Genomic DNA, 19,711 nt, shown 5'->3' on the forward strand with positions numbered 1-19,711 from the left:
CCTAATTAGGCTGCTGGCGGCCAGTCTAACGCCTTTCGCTTCGGTGGCACAGCACAGAGGGGAGGAAATTAAGACAGCACTGAATTATTCAGTGAAGCCTCAGATCAACGCACCATCGTGCCCTTATCGGCAAAAGTAACATCCCGCCCCTGCAGGCGACTGCTAACGATAAACTGCTGACCGCTACGCCCGAAGCGCTGCAGCCACCGGTCTACCCACGGGATGCGGTGTGCAAGCACATCCAGCAGGCGGATAAACGGAAACTGCAGCACCGGGAGCAGACTCAGCAAAGGCGCTTTCGGGATATTCAGAACCCTGCGAATGTCAGCCGGAATAAACCAGTTCGCGTAGGCGCGATGAAACCAGTAGACATAACTCTGGTAGAACCGGTTACCCGGGACCTCCCGAAAAGCCTCAAGGTAGGAGTGCGCCAGTTCCAGACAGTCCTGATCAGGATTTACCCGACTCCCCAGCGCAATGATATAAAGCCAGTCAACGCCTTGCTGACGATTAACTGGCAGCAACGTCCAGTCATCCCCCATCAGGTAAGCGACATAACGCCACAGGTGCAGCACGGCTTCCAATTCACGGTCATTCAGACGCCAGCCCAGCATCGCCAACCCGGCAATCATCATCATGGAAAATGCGACATTGGTTGCCACTGCATCTCCCTGGTTGATTGGCAGTCCCCACTGCTCACTGTTCCATTGCGGATGTTTAAGTAAGCGCTGACGTACCAGTGCATGCATCACACGAACTTTTACGGCTGAACTGTAACCAGCACTGCCGGGCTCCAGACCACCGGGAGTCGTGACATCAAACCAGAATGATGTGGTTTCCGACACCCGGTCGAAAGAGGAATTACCATTCAATGCTCCGGTAAAGGCCAGCGGCTTGATGATGTCGCTGTTGGCATAGCCCCCCAGCAAAGCAAAGTCACCCAGGGCATACATGGCAAAGCGTCCGCTGCGGTGAATCACCTCACACGCCAGCGTCAGCTTCTCCTGCTCGAGCCACAGCGGCGGCGTTTCCGCCTGCTGCAACATTTCACGCAGTGCCGGAGTAGTGTCATCGAGAATATCACTCCCCTCTTCAACAGCCTTTTTCAGCAGCTGATGCGGATGAATACCCCGCTCCCTCAGTTGAGGGTTGCTGAACAGCTCCTCAGCGACACGATCACCCAGCTCATCACTTCGATGATAACTGGACGCTACCTGATCAAGGAGTGCCCGGGATGGTGCCGGGTAGCGCCCCAGCAACAACTTAAGCCCCCAGGCCGTTTTACGCCCACGCCAGGTATTCAGCTGCTGCAAAAAAACAAATCGGTCCGGATAAGTCATGGCTGTTCATTCGATGTTGTTTAAAGACAGCCTGAGTATTCCATGGCTTATTCACTGGGGGTACTGACACACCAGCCGATGTGTCAGGCAAAAAAAGCCCCGCGCTGCGGGGCTTTTCAGATCAGGCGAATTCAGCTACCAGCTGCTTAAGTCGCTTCTGTTGCATGCGCAGGGCATACTCCAGTTCTTTCATTCGGTCACGCATGGAAGCCGCGTCCCATTTTTCCTGCAGACTGCGACGTGTTTCCTGGTAGCGCTGGCCCTGCAGCTCAGTCCAGTTCGCAATCATCACTTTGAATTCTTCGTACTCTTTTTCCAGCACTTCAGACCACTTCTCGTGGTTACCGGATTTCTCCAGCTTCTGCTGAGCACGCTTAAATTGCATCTTCAGTTTGGCGCGCTGAATTTTGAACTCTGGCACCATACGCAGGTTGCTGGCCAGCCCCATCAGAGCACAGCCTTTAATCAGCCACTTGGTCGGATCCCATTGCCACCATTTAATCCCGTTACGGTAATCATTCTGAAAGATATGGTGATAGTTGTGATAGCCCTCGCCAAAGGTCAGGAAAGCAAAGAAATGATTATCACGCGCTGTATTTTCATCGGTGTAGGGCTGGGAACCCCATTTGTGAGCAATAGAGTTGATAAAGAAGGTGAAATGGTGAGTAGTCACGATTCGCAGGAAACCCGCCAGCAGTACCATGCCCCACACATCGCCAAAGATCAGACCCAGAGCAATCGGCAGCGCCAGGTTCATACCCAGAGCAATCGGCACATAGTATTTGTATTGCCACATAACGATCGGGTCTTTGGTCAGGTTCTTAACGTTGTCGAAGTTAACATCACCGCTGGGATACTTACGCAGCATCCAACCCATATGGGAGAACCACAGACCGCGCTTGGCTGAATACGGATCCAGATCCACGTCGTCAACGTGACGGTGGTGAACCCGATGGCCGGAACTCCAGTGAAGAATTGTGTTCTGAAGAGCCATGGCACCGAACAGAGCGAAAATCAGACGCACACTCCAATGAGCATCATACGCATTATGCGACCACAGACGGTGGTAGCCTGCAGTGATCGCCAGCTCGGTGGCTGACGTCAGCAAGATAAAGGCAACAACCGCAGACAGTGCGTAACCGTGAGTGAAGCCATACCAGGGTACTGCGGTAACCGCAACCAGCGACGTGAAGGCAAACATAAACGCCGGCGTCCAGTTAATCGGCGCAGACTCTTTATTATTGGAATTCGTCATAAAGTACTTTCTTGTGAGTTCGGATCTGGCACTGTGATACCACAGTCACCATGAATACTGAATAATACATCAACATCAGCGATACCAACACGAGCAGACGACAGGAAATTGCGCCAGATCACCAGTCAGAACGAACATCCTGAGCAGAAGCCCATGGGAGCTGATACTGGCATTATTTCTTTTCAGGAATAAGACTAAACACCATTTGTAAACATTGGCTTCAGGCATAAAAAAACCGCGCCTGAGCGCGGTTCTTTCAAGCCGGGAGATCAGCCACCGAAATCATCAAGCATGATGTTTTCAGGCTCTACACCCAAACTCAGCAGCATGTTGATTACTGACTGGTTCATGATTGGCGGCCCACACATGTAGAACTCGCAATCTTCTGGTGCCGGGTGATCCTTCAGGTACTGATCATACAGTACGTTGTGGATGAAGCCGGTCAAACCTGTCCAGTTATCTTCAGGCTGTGGATCAGACATCGCCACGTGCCACTCGAAGTTATCGTTCTCTGCGGCCAGCATGTCGTACTCATCCTGATAGAAGAGTTCACGCAAAGAGCGCGCACCGTACCAGAAACTGATCTTACGCTTGGAGTTCAGACGCTTCAGCTGATCGAAAATGTGGGAGCGCATAGGCGCCATACCCGCACCACCACCGATGAAGACCATCTCCGCATCCGTGTCTTTGGCGAAGAATTCACCAAATGGACCGTACACAGTCACCTTGTCGCCTGGTTTCAGGTTAAACACGAAGGTCGACATAATGCCTGGTGGAATACCGTTTGAGCCCGGCGGTGGCGTTGCAATACGGATATTGAACTTAACCACACCCTTCTCTTCCGGGTAGTTAGCCATGGAATAGGCACGAATTGTGGTTTCCTTGTTAACCGCCTTGATGTCAAAGAAGCCGAAACGCTCCCAGTCACTACGGTACTCTTCTTCGATATCAAAATCTGAGAAATTGATTTCGTAAGGAGGACACTCCAGCTGTACATAACCGCCTGCGCGGAAATCTACGTTTTCACCTTCCGGCAGAGCCAGTGTCAGTTCCTTAATGAAGGTCGCCATATTCGGGTTAGAAACTACAGTGGTCTCCCACTTCTTAACACCAAACACTTCTTCCGGCACTTCTACGACCATATCCTGTTTAACAGGGGTCTGGCACGACAGACGCCAGCCTTCGCGGGCTTCGCCTTTAGTGAAGTGGGAAGCTTCGGTTGGCAGCATTTCACCACCACCGCTCTTAACCACACACTTACACTGTGCACAGGTACCACCGCCGCCACAGGCAGATGACAGGAAGATGTTATTCGCAGCCAGTGTCTGCAACAGCTTACCACCGGCTTCCGTTTCAACTTCACGTTCACCGTTGATCATGATTTTAACGTTACCAGAGCTTACCAGCTTGGCACGGGCGCTAAGAATAATGAACACCAGTGACAAAACAATCACAGTGAACATTACAACGCCGAGGATGATTTCAATATCCAAAATACACTCCTTACAGCGATACGCCAGAGAATGACATAAAGCCCAGAGACATCAGGCCAACAGTCATAAAGGTGATACCCAGTCCCTGCAGACCCGCAGGAACGTCACTGTATTTCAGCTTCTCACGGATACCTGCCAGCGCAGTAATTGCCAGAGCCCAGCCCAGACCTGCACCAACACCATATACCGCACTTTCGCTAAAGGTGTAGTCACGTTCTACCATGAACAATACCGCACCCATGATGGCGCAGTTCACAGTAATCAACGGCAGGAACACACCCAACGCGTTGTAAAGTGACGGAACGTATTTATCCAGAACCATTTCCAGAATCTGAACCATCGCAGCAATAACGCCGATGTAGGTCAGCAGACCCAGGAAGCTCAGATCAACGGTCGCGAAATCTTCACTGATCCACACCAGAGCGCCTTCTTTCAGCAGCAGGCCATAGATCAGATTATTGATCGGCACTGTGATCGCCAGCACAACGATAACAGCGATGCCCAGACCAATAGCAGTCTGGATTTTTTTGGAGATCGCCAGGAAGGTACACATACCGAGAAAGAAGGACAGCGCCATATTCTCGACAAAGACCGCCTTAACGAACAGGCTGATGTAATGTTCCATTAGTGGCCTCCAGAGTGTTCAGTATTCGGCAGAATCTTAAAGTCCGGCTTCTCAACCTGGTCTTTTTTCCAAGTACGCAGAACCCAGATGAAACCACCAATAATGAAGAACGCGGATGGTGGCAGCAGCAGCAGACCGTTCGACTGATACCAGCCGCCATCCTGAATCAGAGGCAGGATTTCGATACCAAACAGCTTACCGGCACCGAACAGTTCACGGATAGTTGCAACAGTAATCAGCACTACGGAGTAGCCCAAACCATTACCAACGCCGTCAAAGAAGCTCAGAACGGGGCCGTTCTTCATAGCAAAGGCTTCCGCACGTCCCATTACAATACAGTTGGTGATAATCAGACCAACAAACACCGACAGCTGCTTACTGATGTCATACGCGTAGGCTTTCAGAATCTGATCCACCACGATTACCAGCGAGGCAATAATGATCATTTGTACAATGATTCGGATATTGTTCGGAATATGGTTTCGGATCAGAGAGATACCTACGTTGGAAAACGCTGTTACCGAGGTCAGAGCGATACACATTACCAACGTAACGTTCAGGCTGGTGGTTACTGCCAGCGCGGAACAGATACCCAGAATCTGAACCGCAATCGGGTTCTTACTGAATAACGGCTCAGTCAGGACTTTTTTTACATCAGACATCTCAAGCCCCCTGTTCTTTCAGGTATGTCAGGAATTTACCAAAGCCTGTGTCGCCAACCCAGAACTTAACCAGGCTATCAACACCGCGACTGGTCAGAGTTGCACCAGACAGACCGTCAACCTGGTTCAGGTTGCCAGCTTCTGCACCACCCTTCACGACAGAAATCGCCAAATCGCCATTCGCGTTGTGCAGTTTCTTGCCAGTCCACAGAGCTTTCCATTTAGGGTTATCGACTTCACCACCCAGTCCAGGAGTTTCAGCATGAGAGTAGAAGCCCAGACCTTCGATGGTTTCCAGGTCGCCTTTCAGAGCCAGGAAGCCATACAGAGTCGACCACAGACCATAACCATGAACCGGCAGGATGATCGTGTCGATCTGACCGTCACTTTCCAGAATATACACAGAAGCATATTTAGCCTGACGCTTAATGCTTGCGATATCCTCTGAACCACTCAGCGTGTTGGACAGAGCCGGAGTTTTAGAGGCTTTTTTCTGGTCGTAGTTATTCGGATCCAGACCTGCAGCTTTGATCTCTGCCAGTTCTGCATCGTTAACAAAGCGACCCTCTTCCAGGTTCACAATACGGGTTGTGATGCGGGAAAACTGCTCAGCTACAGACTGAGTGCTGTCGTACATACCAGCAGCCTGCAGAACAGCGACTTTTTTGTCGTTCGCTTTGTTTTCGTTTTGCTGTTTACGCAAACCTACTGCGGAGCCGGCAACGATAACCGAACACACCAGACACAGCAGAATCGCAACCAGCAGAGTTTTCTGGATGCTGTCGTTATTAGCTGACACGTGCAACCCTCCGCTTAATGTTTGCCTGAACTACGAAGTGATCGATCAGAGGCGCGAACAGGTTAGCAAACAGGATGGCGAGCATCATGCCTTCCGGGAATGCCGGGTTAACGACACGAATCATCACCACCATCGCACCAATCAGAGCACCGAAGAACCACTTACCTTTATTAGTCATGGATGCAGATACCGGGTCGGTAGCCATAAAGATCATACCGAAGGCAAAACCACCCAGAACCAGATGCCAGTACCAGGACAGCGCGAACATAGGGTTTGTCTCTGAGCCAATCACATTGAACAACAGAGAGGTAGCAAACATACCGATCATTACACCAGCAACGATACGGAATGAAGCAATGCCCATAGCCATCAGCACCACACCACCGATCAGAATCGCCAGCGTGCTGGTTTCACCCATAGAACCCTGAATAGTACCGATAAACGCGTCCATCCAGCTTACGCCTTCAGCGACGACCTTCTCGACACCACCTTCAGCAGCATTGCTCAGTGCCGTTGCTCCGGTAAAGCCATCAGCAGCAGTCCATACTGCGTTACCAGACATATCGGCCGGATAAGCGAAGAACAGGAATGCACGGCCAGTCAGGGCCGGGTTAAGGAAGTTTTTACCAGTGCCACCAAAGATTTCTTTACCAATAACCACACCAAAGCTGATACCCAGAGCAACCTGCCACAGTGGGATCGATGGTGGAAGAATCAGTGCGAACAGGATCGAGGTAACAAAGAAACCTTCGTTCACTTCATGCTTACGGATAGTCGCAAACAACACTTCCCAGAAGCCACCAACGATAAAGGTCGTCAGGTATACTGGCAGGAAGTAAGCCGCACCAAAGACAAAATTGTCCCAGAAACTTGAAGCGTCATGGCCGCTGCCACCCAGCAGAGCGATCAGCATTTCACGCCAGCCTTCGATCACAGTACCAGCTTCAGCACCAATCGCCAGGTTAGCCTGCAGGCCAATGTTGTACATACCAAAGAACATCGCCGGGAAGGTACACAGCCAGACGGTGATCATGATACGTTTCAGGTCGATACCATCGCGCACGTGTGCCGTGTTGTTGGTCACACTTGGCGGACAGTAAAGGCCGGTATCAACCGCTTCATAAAGCGGATACATTTTTTCGTACTTGCCACCCTTTTCAAAGCTGGGTGCAAGACTGTCGAGCATACTACGCAAGCCCATAATTAGCCCTCCGCTTCGATTCGGGTGAGATTCTTACGCAGAATCGGACCGTACTCGTACTTACCAGGACAAACGAAGCTGCACAGCGCAAGATCTTCTTCATCCAGTTCCAAAGCACCGAGATTTACCGCCGTTTCCATGTCTTCAACAATCAGTGCTCGCAGCAACTGAGTTGGCAGGATGTCCAGAGGCATCACTTTTTCGTAAGAGCCAACCGGAACCATCGCACGCTCACTACCATTAGTAGAGGTGGTGAACGGGAAGACCTTGCTCATCAGCTTCGACAGGTAAATCGGCATCACTGAGAAACGATCAGCACCAGGACGCAGGTAATGCAGCAGAGGACGATCACGACCTTCCAGCAGCACTGACACCTGATTGTGGTAACGACCGAGGAAGCCTTCAGCGCCCGCAGCAGTACGGCCGCCAAAAACAGAACCGGTAATTATACGGTTCTCACCGGCAGCCAGCTCACCCGCTGTCAGCTGAGCCAGATCTGCACCGATAACGGTACGAACCAGACGTGGCTTAGTCACCTGTGGACCTGCCAGCGCAACAACACGTTCGCTGTTCAGTTTGCCACTGGTAAACAGCTGACCGATAGCAATCACGTCCTGATAGCCAACAGTCCAGACTGTGCGTTCAGCACTGACCGGGTACAGATGATGAATATGAGTACCGCTCAGACCCGCAGGGTGTGGACCGGCAAACTCTTGGGTGCTTTCAACACCGGCAGAAGGAATATTGGCGCCAGGCGCTTTACAGACAAACAACGTGCCTTCGGTCAGATTCTTAAGAACCTGCAGGCCCTGTTTGAAGGACTCAGCCTGCTCTGCGATCACAACGGCCGGATCAGCGGCTAGAGGATTGGTATCCATCGCCGCGACAAAAATTGCCTGAGGGCGGGAACCTAATGCAGGAACACGGGAGAAAGGACGCGTGCGAAGCGCTGTCCAGAGACCAGAATTTACCAGATTATCCTGAACCTCATCTGCCGAGAGAGAAGACAGTTTTGCAGGTTCGTAACTCTGGAAGGTTTCTTCTTCGTTACCGTCAATTTCAATCACTACCGACAGGAATACACGACGTTCACCACGGTTAATGGCTTTAATCGTTCCCGCCGCTGGCGCAGTGTACTGAACGCCTTCGGTCTTTTTATCGGTGAATAACACCTGGCCTTTCTTGACTCGATCACCCTCCTGGACAGCCATTGTTGGTTTCATACCAACGTAGTCCGGACCAACCACTGCCACCTGAGTGACCGCTTGACCGTTACTGATAGACTGTTCAGGGCTACCGGTGATTGGTAAGTCGAGACCCTTTCTGATACTGATCATATGCCTCGCCTAATCACTATTGGCTCCTTCGCACCAGATTCCGGATACAAAAAAAGCACGCGCGACCACCCCTCTCTCACTGGAATGACAGAACGTAAAACGCCTTTTTGTTCTGGAAACAAGTACTTGGACCCATTTCCCAAGTTAAAAATCGCGGTAAGTATAATGACCAGCCGCCGATTAATCCACAGCCGTCCGGGCCTAAAAGCCTTCACCTTTAGCAGTATCGGACATGGCTCGCAAAAGTGAACAAAGTTTAGTCAAGCATCTTGCGACCGGCCAAAAAAAGCCGCTGCGTTGGCAGCGGCTCTTTTTTCGTCTTAACCCACTTTAGGGAAAGTTGGGTAATCGACACCACACACTTGCTGTGCAATGCGAACAACCTGACGGCTGTAGCCGTATTCGTTGTCGTACCACACATACAGGTTAACGCGCTCACCATTCACAATGGTGGCCTGCGCATCAACGATACCCGCGTGGCTGTTACCAACGAAGTCAGTAGAAACAACTTCCGGTGAGTTAACCCAGTCGATCTGCTTCTGAACAGCAGAGTGCAGAGACTGCTCACGCAGATAGTTGTTAACTTCTTCTACAGAAGTGGACTTCTTCAGGTTCAGAGACAGAATTGCCATAGAAACGTTTGGCGTAGGAACACGAATCGCGTTACCAGTCAGCAGACCTTTCAGTTCCGGCAGAGCCTTAGCCACTGCAGACGCAGCACCAGTCTCAGTGATAACCATGTTCAGCGGCGCAGAACGACCACGACGATCACCTTTGTGATAGTTGTCGATCAGATTCTGGTCATTGGTGTAAGAGTGAACAGTTTCAACGTGACCGTTAGCAATGCCGAACTCATCGTTCATTACTTTCAGTACTGGCGTGATCGCGTTGGTAGTACAGGATGCTGCTGACAGAATCTTGTCAGATGCATCGATGTCACCGTTGTTGATACCGTAAACGATGTTTTTCAGATCACCTTTACCCGGAGCAGTCAGCAGAACACGTGCTGTACCTTTCGCTTCCAGGTGCTGAGCCAGGCCAGCTTCATCACGCCATACGCCAGTGTTATCGATAACCAGAGCATTGTTAATGCCGTACTGGGTGTAATCGATTTCAGCCGGGTTGTTGGCGTAGATGATTTTAATGTAGTTACCGTTAGCGATGATTGCTTCGTTTTCTGCATCAATGGTCAGAGTGCCACGGAAAGTACCGTGTACAGAATCACGACGCAGCAGAGAAGCACGCTTAACCAGGTCATCGCCTTTACCGCGACGTACAACGATTGCGCGCAGACGCAGAGAACCGGAACCCGCTTTCTCGATCATGATACGAGCCAGCAGACGACCGATACGACCGAAACCGTACAGTACAACGTCGCGGTTTTCGCTGTCAGCAGCGTCCTGACCGATAACATCAGACAGTTCTTCGTTCAGGAAAGCCTGCAGATCACGACCGTTACCTTCATTGCGGAATTTAACCGCCAGTTTGCCCAGATCAACGTGAGCACGGGTAACGTCCATTTCGCTCAGCGCTTGCAGGACAGGGAAGGTGTCATGAACAGACAGTTCCTGTTTTTCCATGTGACGCACGAAACGGTGCGCTTTCAGCAGTTCGATTACGGAACGGTTAATAACCGGACGACCGTAAACAGAAGTCACAATGTTTTTACGACGGTACAGAGTACCAATCACAGGGATCATTGATTCAGCGATGGCTTCACGATCCATCCAGTCCTGCAAGCAGGCTTCGCGCATGTCTTGGCTCACGGGTTCACCTTCCGTAACTAAGTAAAAATCGTTGGGGCAAATTCGGGGCGCATATTATGCCCATATGTTGGCCAATGCACAAACTGTACAAAAGCCGAACAGCGATCAAATGACCTGACTGACGCGCAGACCACTGGCCGCCATTTCTTAACAGCCCCATCACCATCCGATACACTAGCGCGCTTTGCGCACAACAAGCCTGTCAGGAGTCAATGAATGACCATCCCACTAAGCCCCGAGTTACCCGCCAGAGCCGCCGAGCGCCGCTTCTGGGGCAATGTAACCGGAGCCTCTCAGGCGATGAGCATCGCCAGTGCAGCTATCAATCACGATGGCCTGACACTGGTTATTACCAATGACCCGACCAGCGCACTGCGCCTGGAAGAAGAAATCCGCTTCTACGCTGGTGAACTGCCGGTGCTGCATTTCCCGGATTGGGAAATCCTGCCATACGACGTGTTTTCTCCCCATCAGGACATCGTCTCGCAGCGTATCGCCACCTTAAGTCGCCTGCACGACATCCGGTGCGGCGTATTGATCCTGCCGGTATCCACCCTGCTGCACCGCTTACCACCGGCAAGCTTCTATCAGGGCGAGACCTTCGTCCTCGACGTCGGCCACACGTTTAATGTCGACAACACCCGCCGCCAGCTCGAATCTGCGGGTTACCATTGTGTGGATACCGTATACGAGCACGGCGAATTTGCTGTGCGCGGCTCGATTGTCGATATTTTCCCGATGGGACAGGATGCACCGTTCCGTATCGAACTGTTCGACGACGAAATAGAAACCCTGCGCACCTTTGATCCTGAAAGCCAGCGCACTCTGGAAAAGGTCGACAGCATTCGTATTCTGCCGGCGCGCGAGTTCCCGCTGAACACCGCCGCCATTCGCACCTTTAAAAGCCGCTGGTTCGACTTTTTTGAGCATGATCCTAAAGCGTGCCCGGTGTACACCGACGTCAGCGGCGGTATAGCACCCGCTGGTGTTGAGTACTACCTGCCACTGTTTTTTAACGATGATCTCGGCAGCCTGTTCGATCATTTGCCGGCCAAAACCCTGGTCATCCATGACGCCGCTCTGGAAAATGCCAGCGTCCAGTTCCGTGAGGATGTTGAGCAACGCTATGAGAGTCGTCGTCATGACCGCCTGCGTCCGATCCTGACCCCCGCACAACTCTTTCTGGCCACCGACCAGCTGTTTGCCCACCTGAATAATTACCCGCGTATTCAGTGGCAAAGCGACTCAGCCCCTGAGCGAGCCGGATCAGCATCCGTCGAGATGCTGCCTGCCGCAGATATCAGTGTGGATTCGCGCCTGGAACAACCGCTGCAACGCCTGCAGCAATGGCTGAATGAAAACAAAAGCCAGCGCGTGCTGTTCTGCGCCGAATCCGCTGGTCGACGCGAGGCGCTGAAAGAACTGCTGGGACGTATCAGCGTGCGTCCGACAGAACTGGAAAGCTGGCAGCAGTTTATCGGCGGCGATGATGCCCTTGCCCTGATCATCAGCCCGCTGGACGAAGGTGTGCATCTGCGCGACCCGGCGATCTCCATCATCACCGAGAACCAGCTGTTCGGTCAGCGCATCCGCCAGACCCGCCGGCGCAACAAACAGAAAACCGATTCCGAGCTGGTTATCCGTGATCTGTCGGAACTGAAGCCCGGCGCACCCGTGGTGCACCTGGACAACGGTGTAGGCCGCTACCAGGGCTTACAGACACTGGAAGCCGGCGGTCAGGTGAATGAATTTCTGGTACTGGAATACGCTGGCAACGCCAAACTGTATGTGCCGGTATCGTCCCTGCACCTGATCTCACGCTACGGTGGCGCCGAAGAAGGTGCGGCACCACTGAATAAACTGGGCACCGATAAATGGGCGCAGGCGAAGCGTAAAGCGGCAGAAAAAATCCGCGACACCGCCGCCGAGCTGCTCGATATCTACGCCCGCCGCGAAGCACGCAAAGGCTTTGCCTTTGATGAACCGGATCAGGATTATCAGCGTTTTGCTGCCGGCTTCCCGTACGAGGAAACCCCCGACCAGCAGGCCGCCATCGACGCCGTGATTGGCGACATGTGCTCACCTCGCCCGATGGACCGTCTGGTATGTGGTGATGTGGGCTTTGGTAAAACCGAAGTGGCCATGCGCGCTGCTTTTATGGCGGTGCAAAGCGGCAAACAGGTAGCCGTGCTGGTGCCAACCACCCTGCTGGCGCAGCAGCATTACCAGAACTTCGCCGACCGCTTTGCCGAATGGCCGGTCAAAGTCGATGTACTGTCGCGCTTTAAATCCGCCAAAGAAACCCAGCTCGCACTCGATCGTATGCTGGAAGGCAAAACCGATATTGTCGTCGGTACCCACAAACTGCTGCAGAAAGACGTGCAGTTTGATCACCTGGGCCTGTTAATCATCGATGAAGAACACCGATTTGGTGTGCAGCAGAAAGAGCGTATTAAAGCACTGCGGGCGGAAGTGGATATTCTCACCCTGACCGCCACGCCGATTCCGCGTACCCTGAATATGGCCATGGCCAGCATCCGCGATCTGTCGATTATCGCTACGCCGCCAGCCAAGCGTCTGAGCGTAAAGACCTTCGTGCGCCAGCAGGATGAGGCCACCAGTAAGGAGGCGATCCTGCGTGAAATCCTGCGCGGTGGTCAGGTGTACTACCTGCACAACGAAGTGAAGAGTATTGAGAAAACTGCGCGTGAGCTGTCCGAGCTGATTCCGGAAGCGCGGGTTATCGTCGCCCACGGCCAGATGTCGGAGCGCGAGCTGGAAGGCGTGATGAGCGACTTCTACCACAAGCGCTACAACGTACTGGTGTGTACCACCATTATTGAAACCGGTATCGATATTCCATCAGCCAACACCATCATCATCGAACGGGCGGATAAATTCGGCCTGGCCCAGCTGCACCAGCTGCGTGGACGCGTCGGTCGGTCGCACCATCAGGCCTATGCCTACCTGCTGACGCCGCCGCCGAAGAGCATGACCAAAGACGCCGAGAAACGTCTGGAAGCCATTTCCGCGGCGCAGGATCTGGGCGCTGGCTTTATGCTCGCCACCCACGACCTGGAAATCCGCGGTGCCGGTGAATTACTGGGTGAAGAACAAAGCGGCCAGATCGAAACCATCGGCTTCACCCTGTATATGGAAATGCTGGATCAGGCGGTGAAAGCCATGAAATCCGGTAAGACACCATCCGCCGATCTGGCGCTGAATCATGGTACCGAAGTCAACCTGCATATTCCGGCACTGATTCCGGCAGACTACCTGCCGGATGTAAATTCCCGTCTGACGCTATACAAGCGAATAGCCTCAGCAGCCGACGACACCGAGTTGAAAGAGCTGCAGGTAGAGATGATCGACCGTTTCGGTCTGTTGCCGGATGCGGTTAAGAACCTGTTCCGCCAGACCTCACTGAAACTGCGCCTGACGCCAATGGGCATTGCCAAACTGGATGCCGGTGACAGCAGCGGTCGTATAGAATTCGCCGCCGAAACGAACATTAACCCGTTCGTACTGGTCAGACTGGTGCAGAGCAAGCCTGCTACCTTCAAGCTGGAAGGCGGACACACCTTGCGTTTCAGCCTGAATATGGCGAGTATCGAGCAGCGTTTTAATCAGATCGAACAGGTCATCAGCGAACTGCAGAAGGATCCCAACCTGTGACAAAGTACCAACGTTTTATTCCCCTGCTGTTTTGCATTCTGCTGCCACTGAGCAGCCAGGCAGCGCCCTGGTACCGGGTTGAAATGATGCTCATCGCCTATGAAAGTGCCAGCGATATTGATCAGGAACTATGGTCCGATGCCCTGCCCGCTGCAGTTGATGACGGTGAAGAAATCCATCGTCCGGACTTCCAGTGGTGGCAGGCTCCAGCCATGTATCGACAGATGCACAGTGCACTGTGGGCTGGCTTTGGTTTCGAGCAGATTCCTCAGTCTGCGCTGCCAGCACCATTTACCCCGCTGGAAAATCTGCGCCTCGCCGAAGAAGCAACACGCATTGATAAGCGCAAAGGTATGAAGGTCGTCTGGCATCAGGCCTGGATTGAACCGGTTCAGGAAGAAGGTCAGGCAATCAAGCATCCGCTTAACCTGCGCACAGAAGACGAAATCGATATCGAAATTACCGGCAGCTTTGAATTGCACCGTAGCCGCTACCTGCATATTTCAACCGACCTGACGGTGCAGCATTACCAGCTCAAAGGGAATGAAGCACTGCGCCAGTTACAGCTGCCGGAAAGCGACAGCCGCAGCGATTTCCGTCCACAACTGATGGCCGCAGCTAACATCGAGGCATCTTTAACAGAAGAAGATATGCCAGTACCCCTGCGGGCTGCCGAAGTTAAACAAACACGCCGTATGCGCAGTGGTGAATTGCATTATCTCGATCACCCGATGCTCGGGGTGGTTATCAAAGTCATTCCTATAGAAAGTGCTGAAGATCTGTAGATAAAAAAATGGCCTCTGTTGAGGCCATTTTTTTACAGCTGACGTAAGGTCTCTGCGAGAAGGTCCCGGACTCTCTGCATGCCGCCATCCAGCACCGCTTTAATTTCTTCCATGGTGATAATGCCATCACTCTTACCCGCTGCCGGATTCACCACCAGACAGATACTGGCATAAGGAATACCCAGCTCACGCGCCAGCGCGGCTTCCGGCATTCCGGTCATACCTACCAGATCGCAGCCGTCTTTTTCCAGACGATTAATTTCAGCAATGGTTTCCAGGCGCGGGCCCTGAGTGGCCGCGTAAACACCAAATTCACAGACCGGCATATCAATGCCCGATGCCGCTGTAATCAGACGCTGACGAAGATTCTCATCATAAGGATGCGTCAGGTCGATGTGATCCAGCGGGCGGAATTCGCCATCAAAGAAAGTGCTTTCACGTCCCCAGGTGTAATCCACCACCTGATGCGGAATTGAGATAACACCGGATTGCATCGCATGGTGAATACCGCCAACAGCATTCACCGCAATAATGGCATCAGCACCCAGGCTCTGCAGCGCTAACAGGTTGGCACGGTAGTTAATTTTATGCGGAGGAACCGCATGTGGATGACCATGACGCGCCAGAAACAGCACCGAACGATCATTCCAGCTGCCTTCCTGCACAGCACTGGAAGGCTGACCCAGCTTAGTGGTCAGCTCATGGCTGCCGGTAATCTGGGGTCCTTCCAGTTGAGTCAGTCCTGTTCCACCAATAATGGCGATTTTATTGAATGCCATAAAACGTCAGCTCTTCAGACAAATAAGTAAATTAAAATTAAAAATACGCGCTCAGTGTTGCCTGAGCCTGCAGATGACGATCGTCATCCTCGCGGAAAGCCGGCCCCTGCATATACTGCAAAGACAACGCTTGCTGGCCAGCGTTTTGTGCCTGCGCCACAGCCTCGAGTACTTGCTGAGCGCCATCGCGGTTATTACAAACCACCAGAGCATTGGCACCGGCAGCGATCGCAGCCTGCGCCCGCTCGGCGTAGCTACCGACACTGGCAGCTCCGGCCATGGTCAGGTCATCGCTGAAAATAACACCGGAGAAATTCATCTGCGCACGCAGAATCTGTTGCAGCCAATGGCTGGAAAAGCCCGCCGTATTGTCGGCGTCAACCGCACTGTAAATCACATGAGCCGGCATAATACCGGCAATCTGCCGTGCCGCAATCAGATCACGAAAAGGCTGCAGATCCGTGTTCAGCTCTGCCAGTGGCCGGTCATCCTGGGGTAATTCAAGATGAGAGTCAGCAACCACCGCACCATGACCGGGAAAATGCTTCCCCACCGCAGCCATACCCGCCGCAGCCATACCCGCAATAAAGGCGCCGGCCAGCGCCGTAACAGCCTCGGCGGAGTGACCAAAGGCGCGATCACCAATAACCTTTGAGCAGTCACGCTCAATATCCAGCACCGGGGCAAAGCTCAGATGCACACCACAGCGGCGAACCTCGTAAGCCATCAGCCAGCCAAGATTACGGGCAACGGTCAGCGCCTCGGCACTATTCGCCTGATACAGCGGCTCCAGCGCCATCATTGCTGGTAAACGGCTGAAACCATCACGGAAGCGCTGCACCCGTCCACCCTCCTGATCAACGCACAACAGCAGATCCGGGCGTAACGCCAGGATTTCGCTTGTCAGCTCAGTCAGTTGCTGCGGGGACTGATAATTACGGGCAAAAAAGATAAGTCCACTGAGCGCCGGCTGCTGAATAAATTCTCGCTCGGCAGCCGTCAGACTAAGACCTTCGAGATCCGCGATAACACCAACCGCGCTGCAGTTGATTACAGGTTGCGACATGGAATCCTCGAAAAGCTGTGTTCCTGAATCCATACCTGGGTTCCGGGGCCCACCAGATCAAACAGCTCTATGATATCGGCGTTACGCATACGAATGCAGCCGTGCGACAGCGGTTCGCCCATTGGCTCAGAATCCGGCGTGCCGTGAATATAGATATAGCGGCGCATAGTATCGACACTACCAAGACGATTACGACCAATCTCCATACCCTGCAACCAGAGAATACGGCTCAGTATCCAGTCGCGCTGTGGTGCTGCAGAAGCAAGCTGCGGGCTGTAAATCTCGCCGGTAGCGCGGCGTCCGACAAACACGGCATTGGCCGGCTGACCTGCGCCAATACAGGCACGAATGCGATGCCAGCCACGCGGCGTGCAACCACTGCCCTGCTGTTCGCCGACACCGTTTAAAGCACTGGAGATGGTATACAGGTGACAAACACCTGAACTGGAGATACGCAGCTGCTGATCCGCAATTGAAATCTCAATCAGAGAGACATCCATTCCGGGGTTGGCAGCCGATGAAAGCGACAGCGGACCTGACTGCGCCATATTCATGTTCCATTCCTTTATGGGCCCCCTGCAGACAGAGGACCTGAATCAGACGGTCTGTTGCGGAGCGTTCAGACCAGATGCAAGGAAAGGTATCAATTTATCAACGACCTGCGCAATATCCGACGCCTTACCCAGATCGTGAGCCGCCATAGCCGTCAGTGATTCGGCACCGGAAAGCGTGAATACCGTTGCACCAAGCGAGAAATGGATACGCCAGAAGCGGTCTTCATCCGACAGATCAGGTGTTGCCGCAGTGACCAGTGCCATATAGGTGCGAAACACCGCACCATATTCTTTCTGCAGGAAACGACGCAGATGACCCTGGCCCTGGGTATAAGCCAGCCCCAGCAGACGCATAAATATGCCCAGTCGGCGTGGGCTGTCGTGCCCGGCTTTCAGCGCAGTGTGAGACAGCAGCATCAGCAGCTCCTGCATATCCGGCGCTTCGCCATTCAGGCGCTGCTGTAATTCAGCCAGCGCTTCCTGCAGGCTTTCACTGAACGGGCCAAGGAATCGCGCAAACACTGCCTGAATCAGCGACTTCTTCGAACCGAAGTGATAATTCACCGCAGCCAGATTCACACCTGCCTTGGTGGTGATGTTGCGCAATGACGTCTCAGCGAAGCCACGCTCCGAAAACAGCTCTTCCGCCGCATTCAGAATATTTTTTACCGTATCTTTCTGTGCCATAGCTATGGAATACCCGGACAAGCAGCTACGCACAGGCAGCCATTTAAAAACAGTTGTTTCAAACATACGTTTAAAACGAGAAATGCGCAATAGGAACTCCGCCTAAAGGATGATCAGCGGCAACTGATAAAAAAGGTTTACACAGTAAAAAATACTGTATACATTTACACCTACTGTATGGATTACCAGACTGGATAAGCATCATGATTAAGCTTACGGCAAGACAACAGCAGGTACTGGACCTGATCCGCTCGGCTCTGGAGGAAACCGGTTTTCCCCCTACCCGTGCAGAGATCGCCAAAGAGCTGGGCTTCCGTTCACCCAACGCCGCCGAAGAACATCTCAAAGCACTGGCTCGTAAAGGCGCCATTGAGATGATGCCGGGCGCATCGCGTGGTATTCGCATTATTGAAGAGCAGGACCCGGGCCTGCCAATCGTCGGCCGGGTAGCTGCCGGCGAACCGATTCTGGCACAGGAACACATCGAGGATTACCTCGAGATTCCAACCAGCTTCTTCCGTCCCGCCGCTGACTTTCTGCTGGAAGTTCACGGCGACAGTATGAAGAAAATCGGCATCATGGACGGCGATTACATTGCCGTACATAAAGCAGAAACCGCCCGCAATGGTGAGATTGTTGTCGCCCGCGTAGACAATGAAGTCACTGTAAAGCGCTACGAGAAAAAGCGCAGCCAGGTGGTGCTGTATCCGGAAAATGATGACTACCAGCCGATCGAAGTTGATCTGCAGTCACAGGATTTCGCTATTGAAGGTCTGTACGTCGGCGTTGTTCGCCGCCACTAAGTAACAGATAAAGGGGATTTGCAATGCGTCAGTTAGCGTTAGGAATGGAAGAGCCTGGCCTGTCATTCAGCAGCCAGAGCCCTCAACGGTCATTACCGGCCGGCAGCATGACAGAGGTAATCGTCGGTGATGAGAGCGCTATTCAGCCTCTGCACCTGCTGCCTCTTCTGGCTCGTTGTAACGAGCAGAAGCGCTGGCTGATGTGGCTGAGCCCTAACCGCCCACTGAACAAGCAATGGCTCGAAACCATGGGCCTGCAGCAATCCCCGGTGATTCATATGGATCTTTGCGCCGAGACCCAGATGGCACTGTGCTGCCGCATTCTGGAAGCCGGCAACAGCCATATGATTGTTGAATGGGACGGCCTGATCGGCACTGAACAGCGCCGTCACCTGCGCCAGCTGGCTCGGGAAACCGGCAGTCATATTGTGCTGATTCAGCGCGACCTGTAATTGCCATACGACCTGCTGACCACAGCCCATAAAAAAGGTTCATCGCATTTAAGCGTGAAAAATGAGAACGGCAGTAAAATCGGTTAAGTTTGCATTCGCCAAAACCCAAACAAAACCGACCACTGCCGATCCATGAATCCTAATCCGCTTACCCTTCTCTGGGAAGGCTTTGAGATCCAAAGCTACCAACAGATTTCCTCCGATTCGCTCGTCATCCAGCTCCAACCTTCACCGAACCGTCAGTACCACTGCCGCCACTGCCTCCAATCGGCTTATCAAATGCATGACCGCTCCATTCGGCGCATTCGTGAACGCGATATCGGCCCCTTCAAAGTCTGGCTTGATGTCCCCGTTGCCAGAGTCGCTTGCTCCCGTTGCGGCCCCAGGACAGAGCGTATTTCATGGCTTCCGGACAGATTACGCATGACCCGC

17 protein-coding genes are annotated in these 19,711 nt (G+C 52.9%); 4 read left to right on the forward strand and 13 right to left on the reverse strand.

The features are described 5' to 3' along the window. Nucleotides 1-104 precede the first annotated feature (104 nt). The 9 genes from I9W95_RS10295 to I9W95_RS10335 form a co-directional block, all read right to left on the reverse strand. Nucleotides 105-1,340: an oxygenase MpaB family protein gene (locus I9W95_RS10295; protein ID WP_225674530.1), complete on the reverse strand. Its 1,236-nt coding sequence runs from the start codon at nt 1,338-1,340 to the stop codon at nt 105-107. 121 nt (nt 1,341-1,461) lie between these two features. After that, nucleotides 1,462-2,595, reverse strand: a complete 1,134-nt coding sequence (locus I9W95_RS10300) for an acyl-CoA desaturase (RefSeq protein WP_225674532.1) — start codon at nt 2,593-2,595, stop codon at nt 1,462-1,464. A gap of 269 nt (nt 2,596-2,864) precedes the next feature. Continuing rightward, nucleotides 2,865-4,088 carry an NADH:ubiquinone reductase (Na(+)-transporting) subunit F gene (nqrF, locus tag I9W95_RS10305; RefSeq protein ID WP_263866170.1) on the reverse strand — a complete coding sequence of 408 codons (1,224 nt, stop codon included), beginning with the start codon at nt 4,086-4,088 and terminating at the stop codon, nt 2,865-2,867. A 10-nt stretch (nt 4,089-4,098) separates the two neighbouring features. Then, complete coding sequence (gene nqrE / locus I9W95_RS10310; protein WP_225674534.1) at nt 4,099-4,713, reverse strand: NADH:ubiquinone reductase (Na(+)-transporting) subunit E; 615 nt, start codon at nt 4,711-4,713, stop codon at nt 4,099-4,101. Further along, entirely contained in the window at nt 4,713-5,375 is a 663-nt protein-coding gene (locus tag I9W95_RS10315) for an NADH:ubiquinone reductase (Na(+)-transporting) subunit D (protein ID WP_225674536.1), read from the reverse strand. The genes nqrE and I9W95_RS10315 overlap by 1 nt, the downstream gene beginning before the upstream one ends. A gap of 1 nt (nt 5,376) precedes the next feature. Further along, nucleotides 5,377-6,174 carry a Na(+)-translocating NADH-quinone reductase subunit C gene (locus I9W95_RS10320; protein WP_225674538.1) on the reverse strand — a complete coding sequence of 266 codons (798 nt, stop codon included), beginning with the start codon at nt 6,172-6,174 and terminating at the stop codon, nt 5,377-5,379. Next, nucleotides 6,164-7,375: an NADH:ubiquinone reductase (Na(+)-transporting) subunit B gene (locus I9W95_RS10325; protein WP_225674540.1), complete on the reverse strand. Its 1,212-nt coding sequence runs from the start codon at nt 7,373-7,375 to the stop codon at nt 6,164-6,166. Before I9W95_RS10325 ends, I9W95_RS10320 begins: the two co-directional genes overlap by 11 nt. Nucleotides 7,376-7,377: 2 nt before the next feature. Further along, complete coding sequence (locus I9W95_RS10330; RefSeq protein WP_225674542.1) at nt 7,378-8,712, reverse strand: Na(+)-translocating NADH-quinone reductase subunit A; 1,335 nt, start codon at nt 8,710-8,712, stop codon at nt 7,378-7,380. A 320-nt stretch (nt 8,713-9,032) separates the two neighbouring features. Further along, nucleotides 9,033-10,478 (reverse strand): glyceraldehyde-3-phosphate dehydrogenase, encoded by a 1,446-nt coding sequence (locus tag I9W95_RS10335; RefSeq protein ID WP_225674544.1) that lies wholly within the window; start codon nt 10,476-10,478, stop codon nt 9,033-9,035. Between the two features lie 216 nt (nt 10,479-10,694). Between I9W95_RS10335 and mfd the strand changes: the two genes are divergently transcribed. After that, nucleotides 10,695-14,153, forward strand: coding sequence for a transcription-repair coupling factor (gene mfd, locus I9W95_RS10340; protein ID WP_225674546.1), 3,459 nt, complete (start codon nt 10,695-10,697; stop codon nt 14,151-14,153). Then, nucleotides 14,150-14,938, forward strand: coding sequence for a CsiV family protein (locus I9W95_RS10345; protein ID WP_225674548.1), 789 nt, complete (start codon nt 14,150-14,152; stop codon nt 14,936-14,938). Before mfd ends, I9W95_RS10345 begins: the two co-directional genes overlap by 4 nt. Nucleotides 14,939-14,970: 32 nt before the next feature. Here the strand turns inward: I9W95_RS10345 and I9W95_RS10350 are convergent, their stop codons facing one another. The 4 genes from I9W95_RS10350 to I9W95_RS10365 all read right to left on the reverse strand — a co-directional run bounded on the left by I9W95_RS10350 (nt 14,971) and on the right by I9W95_RS10365 (nt 18,024). Continuing rightward, the gene (locus tag I9W95_RS10350; protein ID WP_225674550.1) at nt 14,971-15,717 is read right to left on the reverse strand and encodes an S-methyl-5'-thioinosine phosphorylase; all 747 of its coding nucleotides are present in this window, start codon (nt 15,715-15,717) and stop codon (nt 14,971-14,973) included. Between the two features lie 37 nt (nt 15,718-15,754). Further along, nucleotides 15,755-16,783 (reverse strand): beta-N-acetylhexosaminidase, encoded by a 1,029-nt coding sequence (gene nagZ, locus I9W95_RS10355; RefSeq protein ID WP_225674552.1) that lies wholly within the window; start codon nt 16,781-16,783, stop codon nt 15,755-15,757. Next, nucleotides 16,768-17,283 (reverse strand): L,D-transpeptidase family protein, encoded by a 516-nt coding sequence (locus I9W95_RS10360; protein WP_404818749.1) that lies wholly within the window; start codon nt 17,281-17,283, stop codon nt 16,768-16,770. The genes nagZ and I9W95_RS10360 overlap by 16 nt, the downstream gene beginning before the upstream one ends. Before the next feature lie 96 nt (nt 17,284-17,379). Further along, on the reverse strand, nt 17,380-18,024 hold the full coding sequence (locus I9W95_RS10365) for a TetR/AcrR family transcriptional regulator (protein WP_225674554.1): 645 nt from the start codon (nt 18,022-18,024) through the stop codon (nt 17,380-17,382). A gap of 203 nt (nt 18,025-18,227) precedes the next feature. Between I9W95_RS10365 and lexA the strand changes: the two genes are divergently transcribed. Then, on the forward strand, nt 18,228-18,827 hold the full coding sequence (gene lexA, locus I9W95_RS10370) for a transcriptional repressor LexA (RefSeq protein ID WP_225674556.1): 600 nt from the start codon (nt 18,228-18,230) through the stop codon (nt 18,825-18,827). 23 nt (nt 18,828-18,850) lie between these two features. Next, on the forward strand, nt 18,851-19,279 hold the full coding sequence (locus I9W95_RS10375; RefSeq protein ID WP_225674558.1) for a cell division inhibitor SulA: 429 nt from the start codon (nt 18,851-18,853) through the stop codon (nt 19,277-19,279). The last annotated feature ends 432 nt before the right edge of the window (nt 19,280-19,711 follow it).

This window comes from Thalassolituus marinus (genome assembly GCF_020320395.1).
GTDB lineage: Bacteria > Pseudomonadota > Gammaproteobacteria > Pseudomonadales > Oceanobacteraceae > Venatoribacter > Venatoribacter marinus.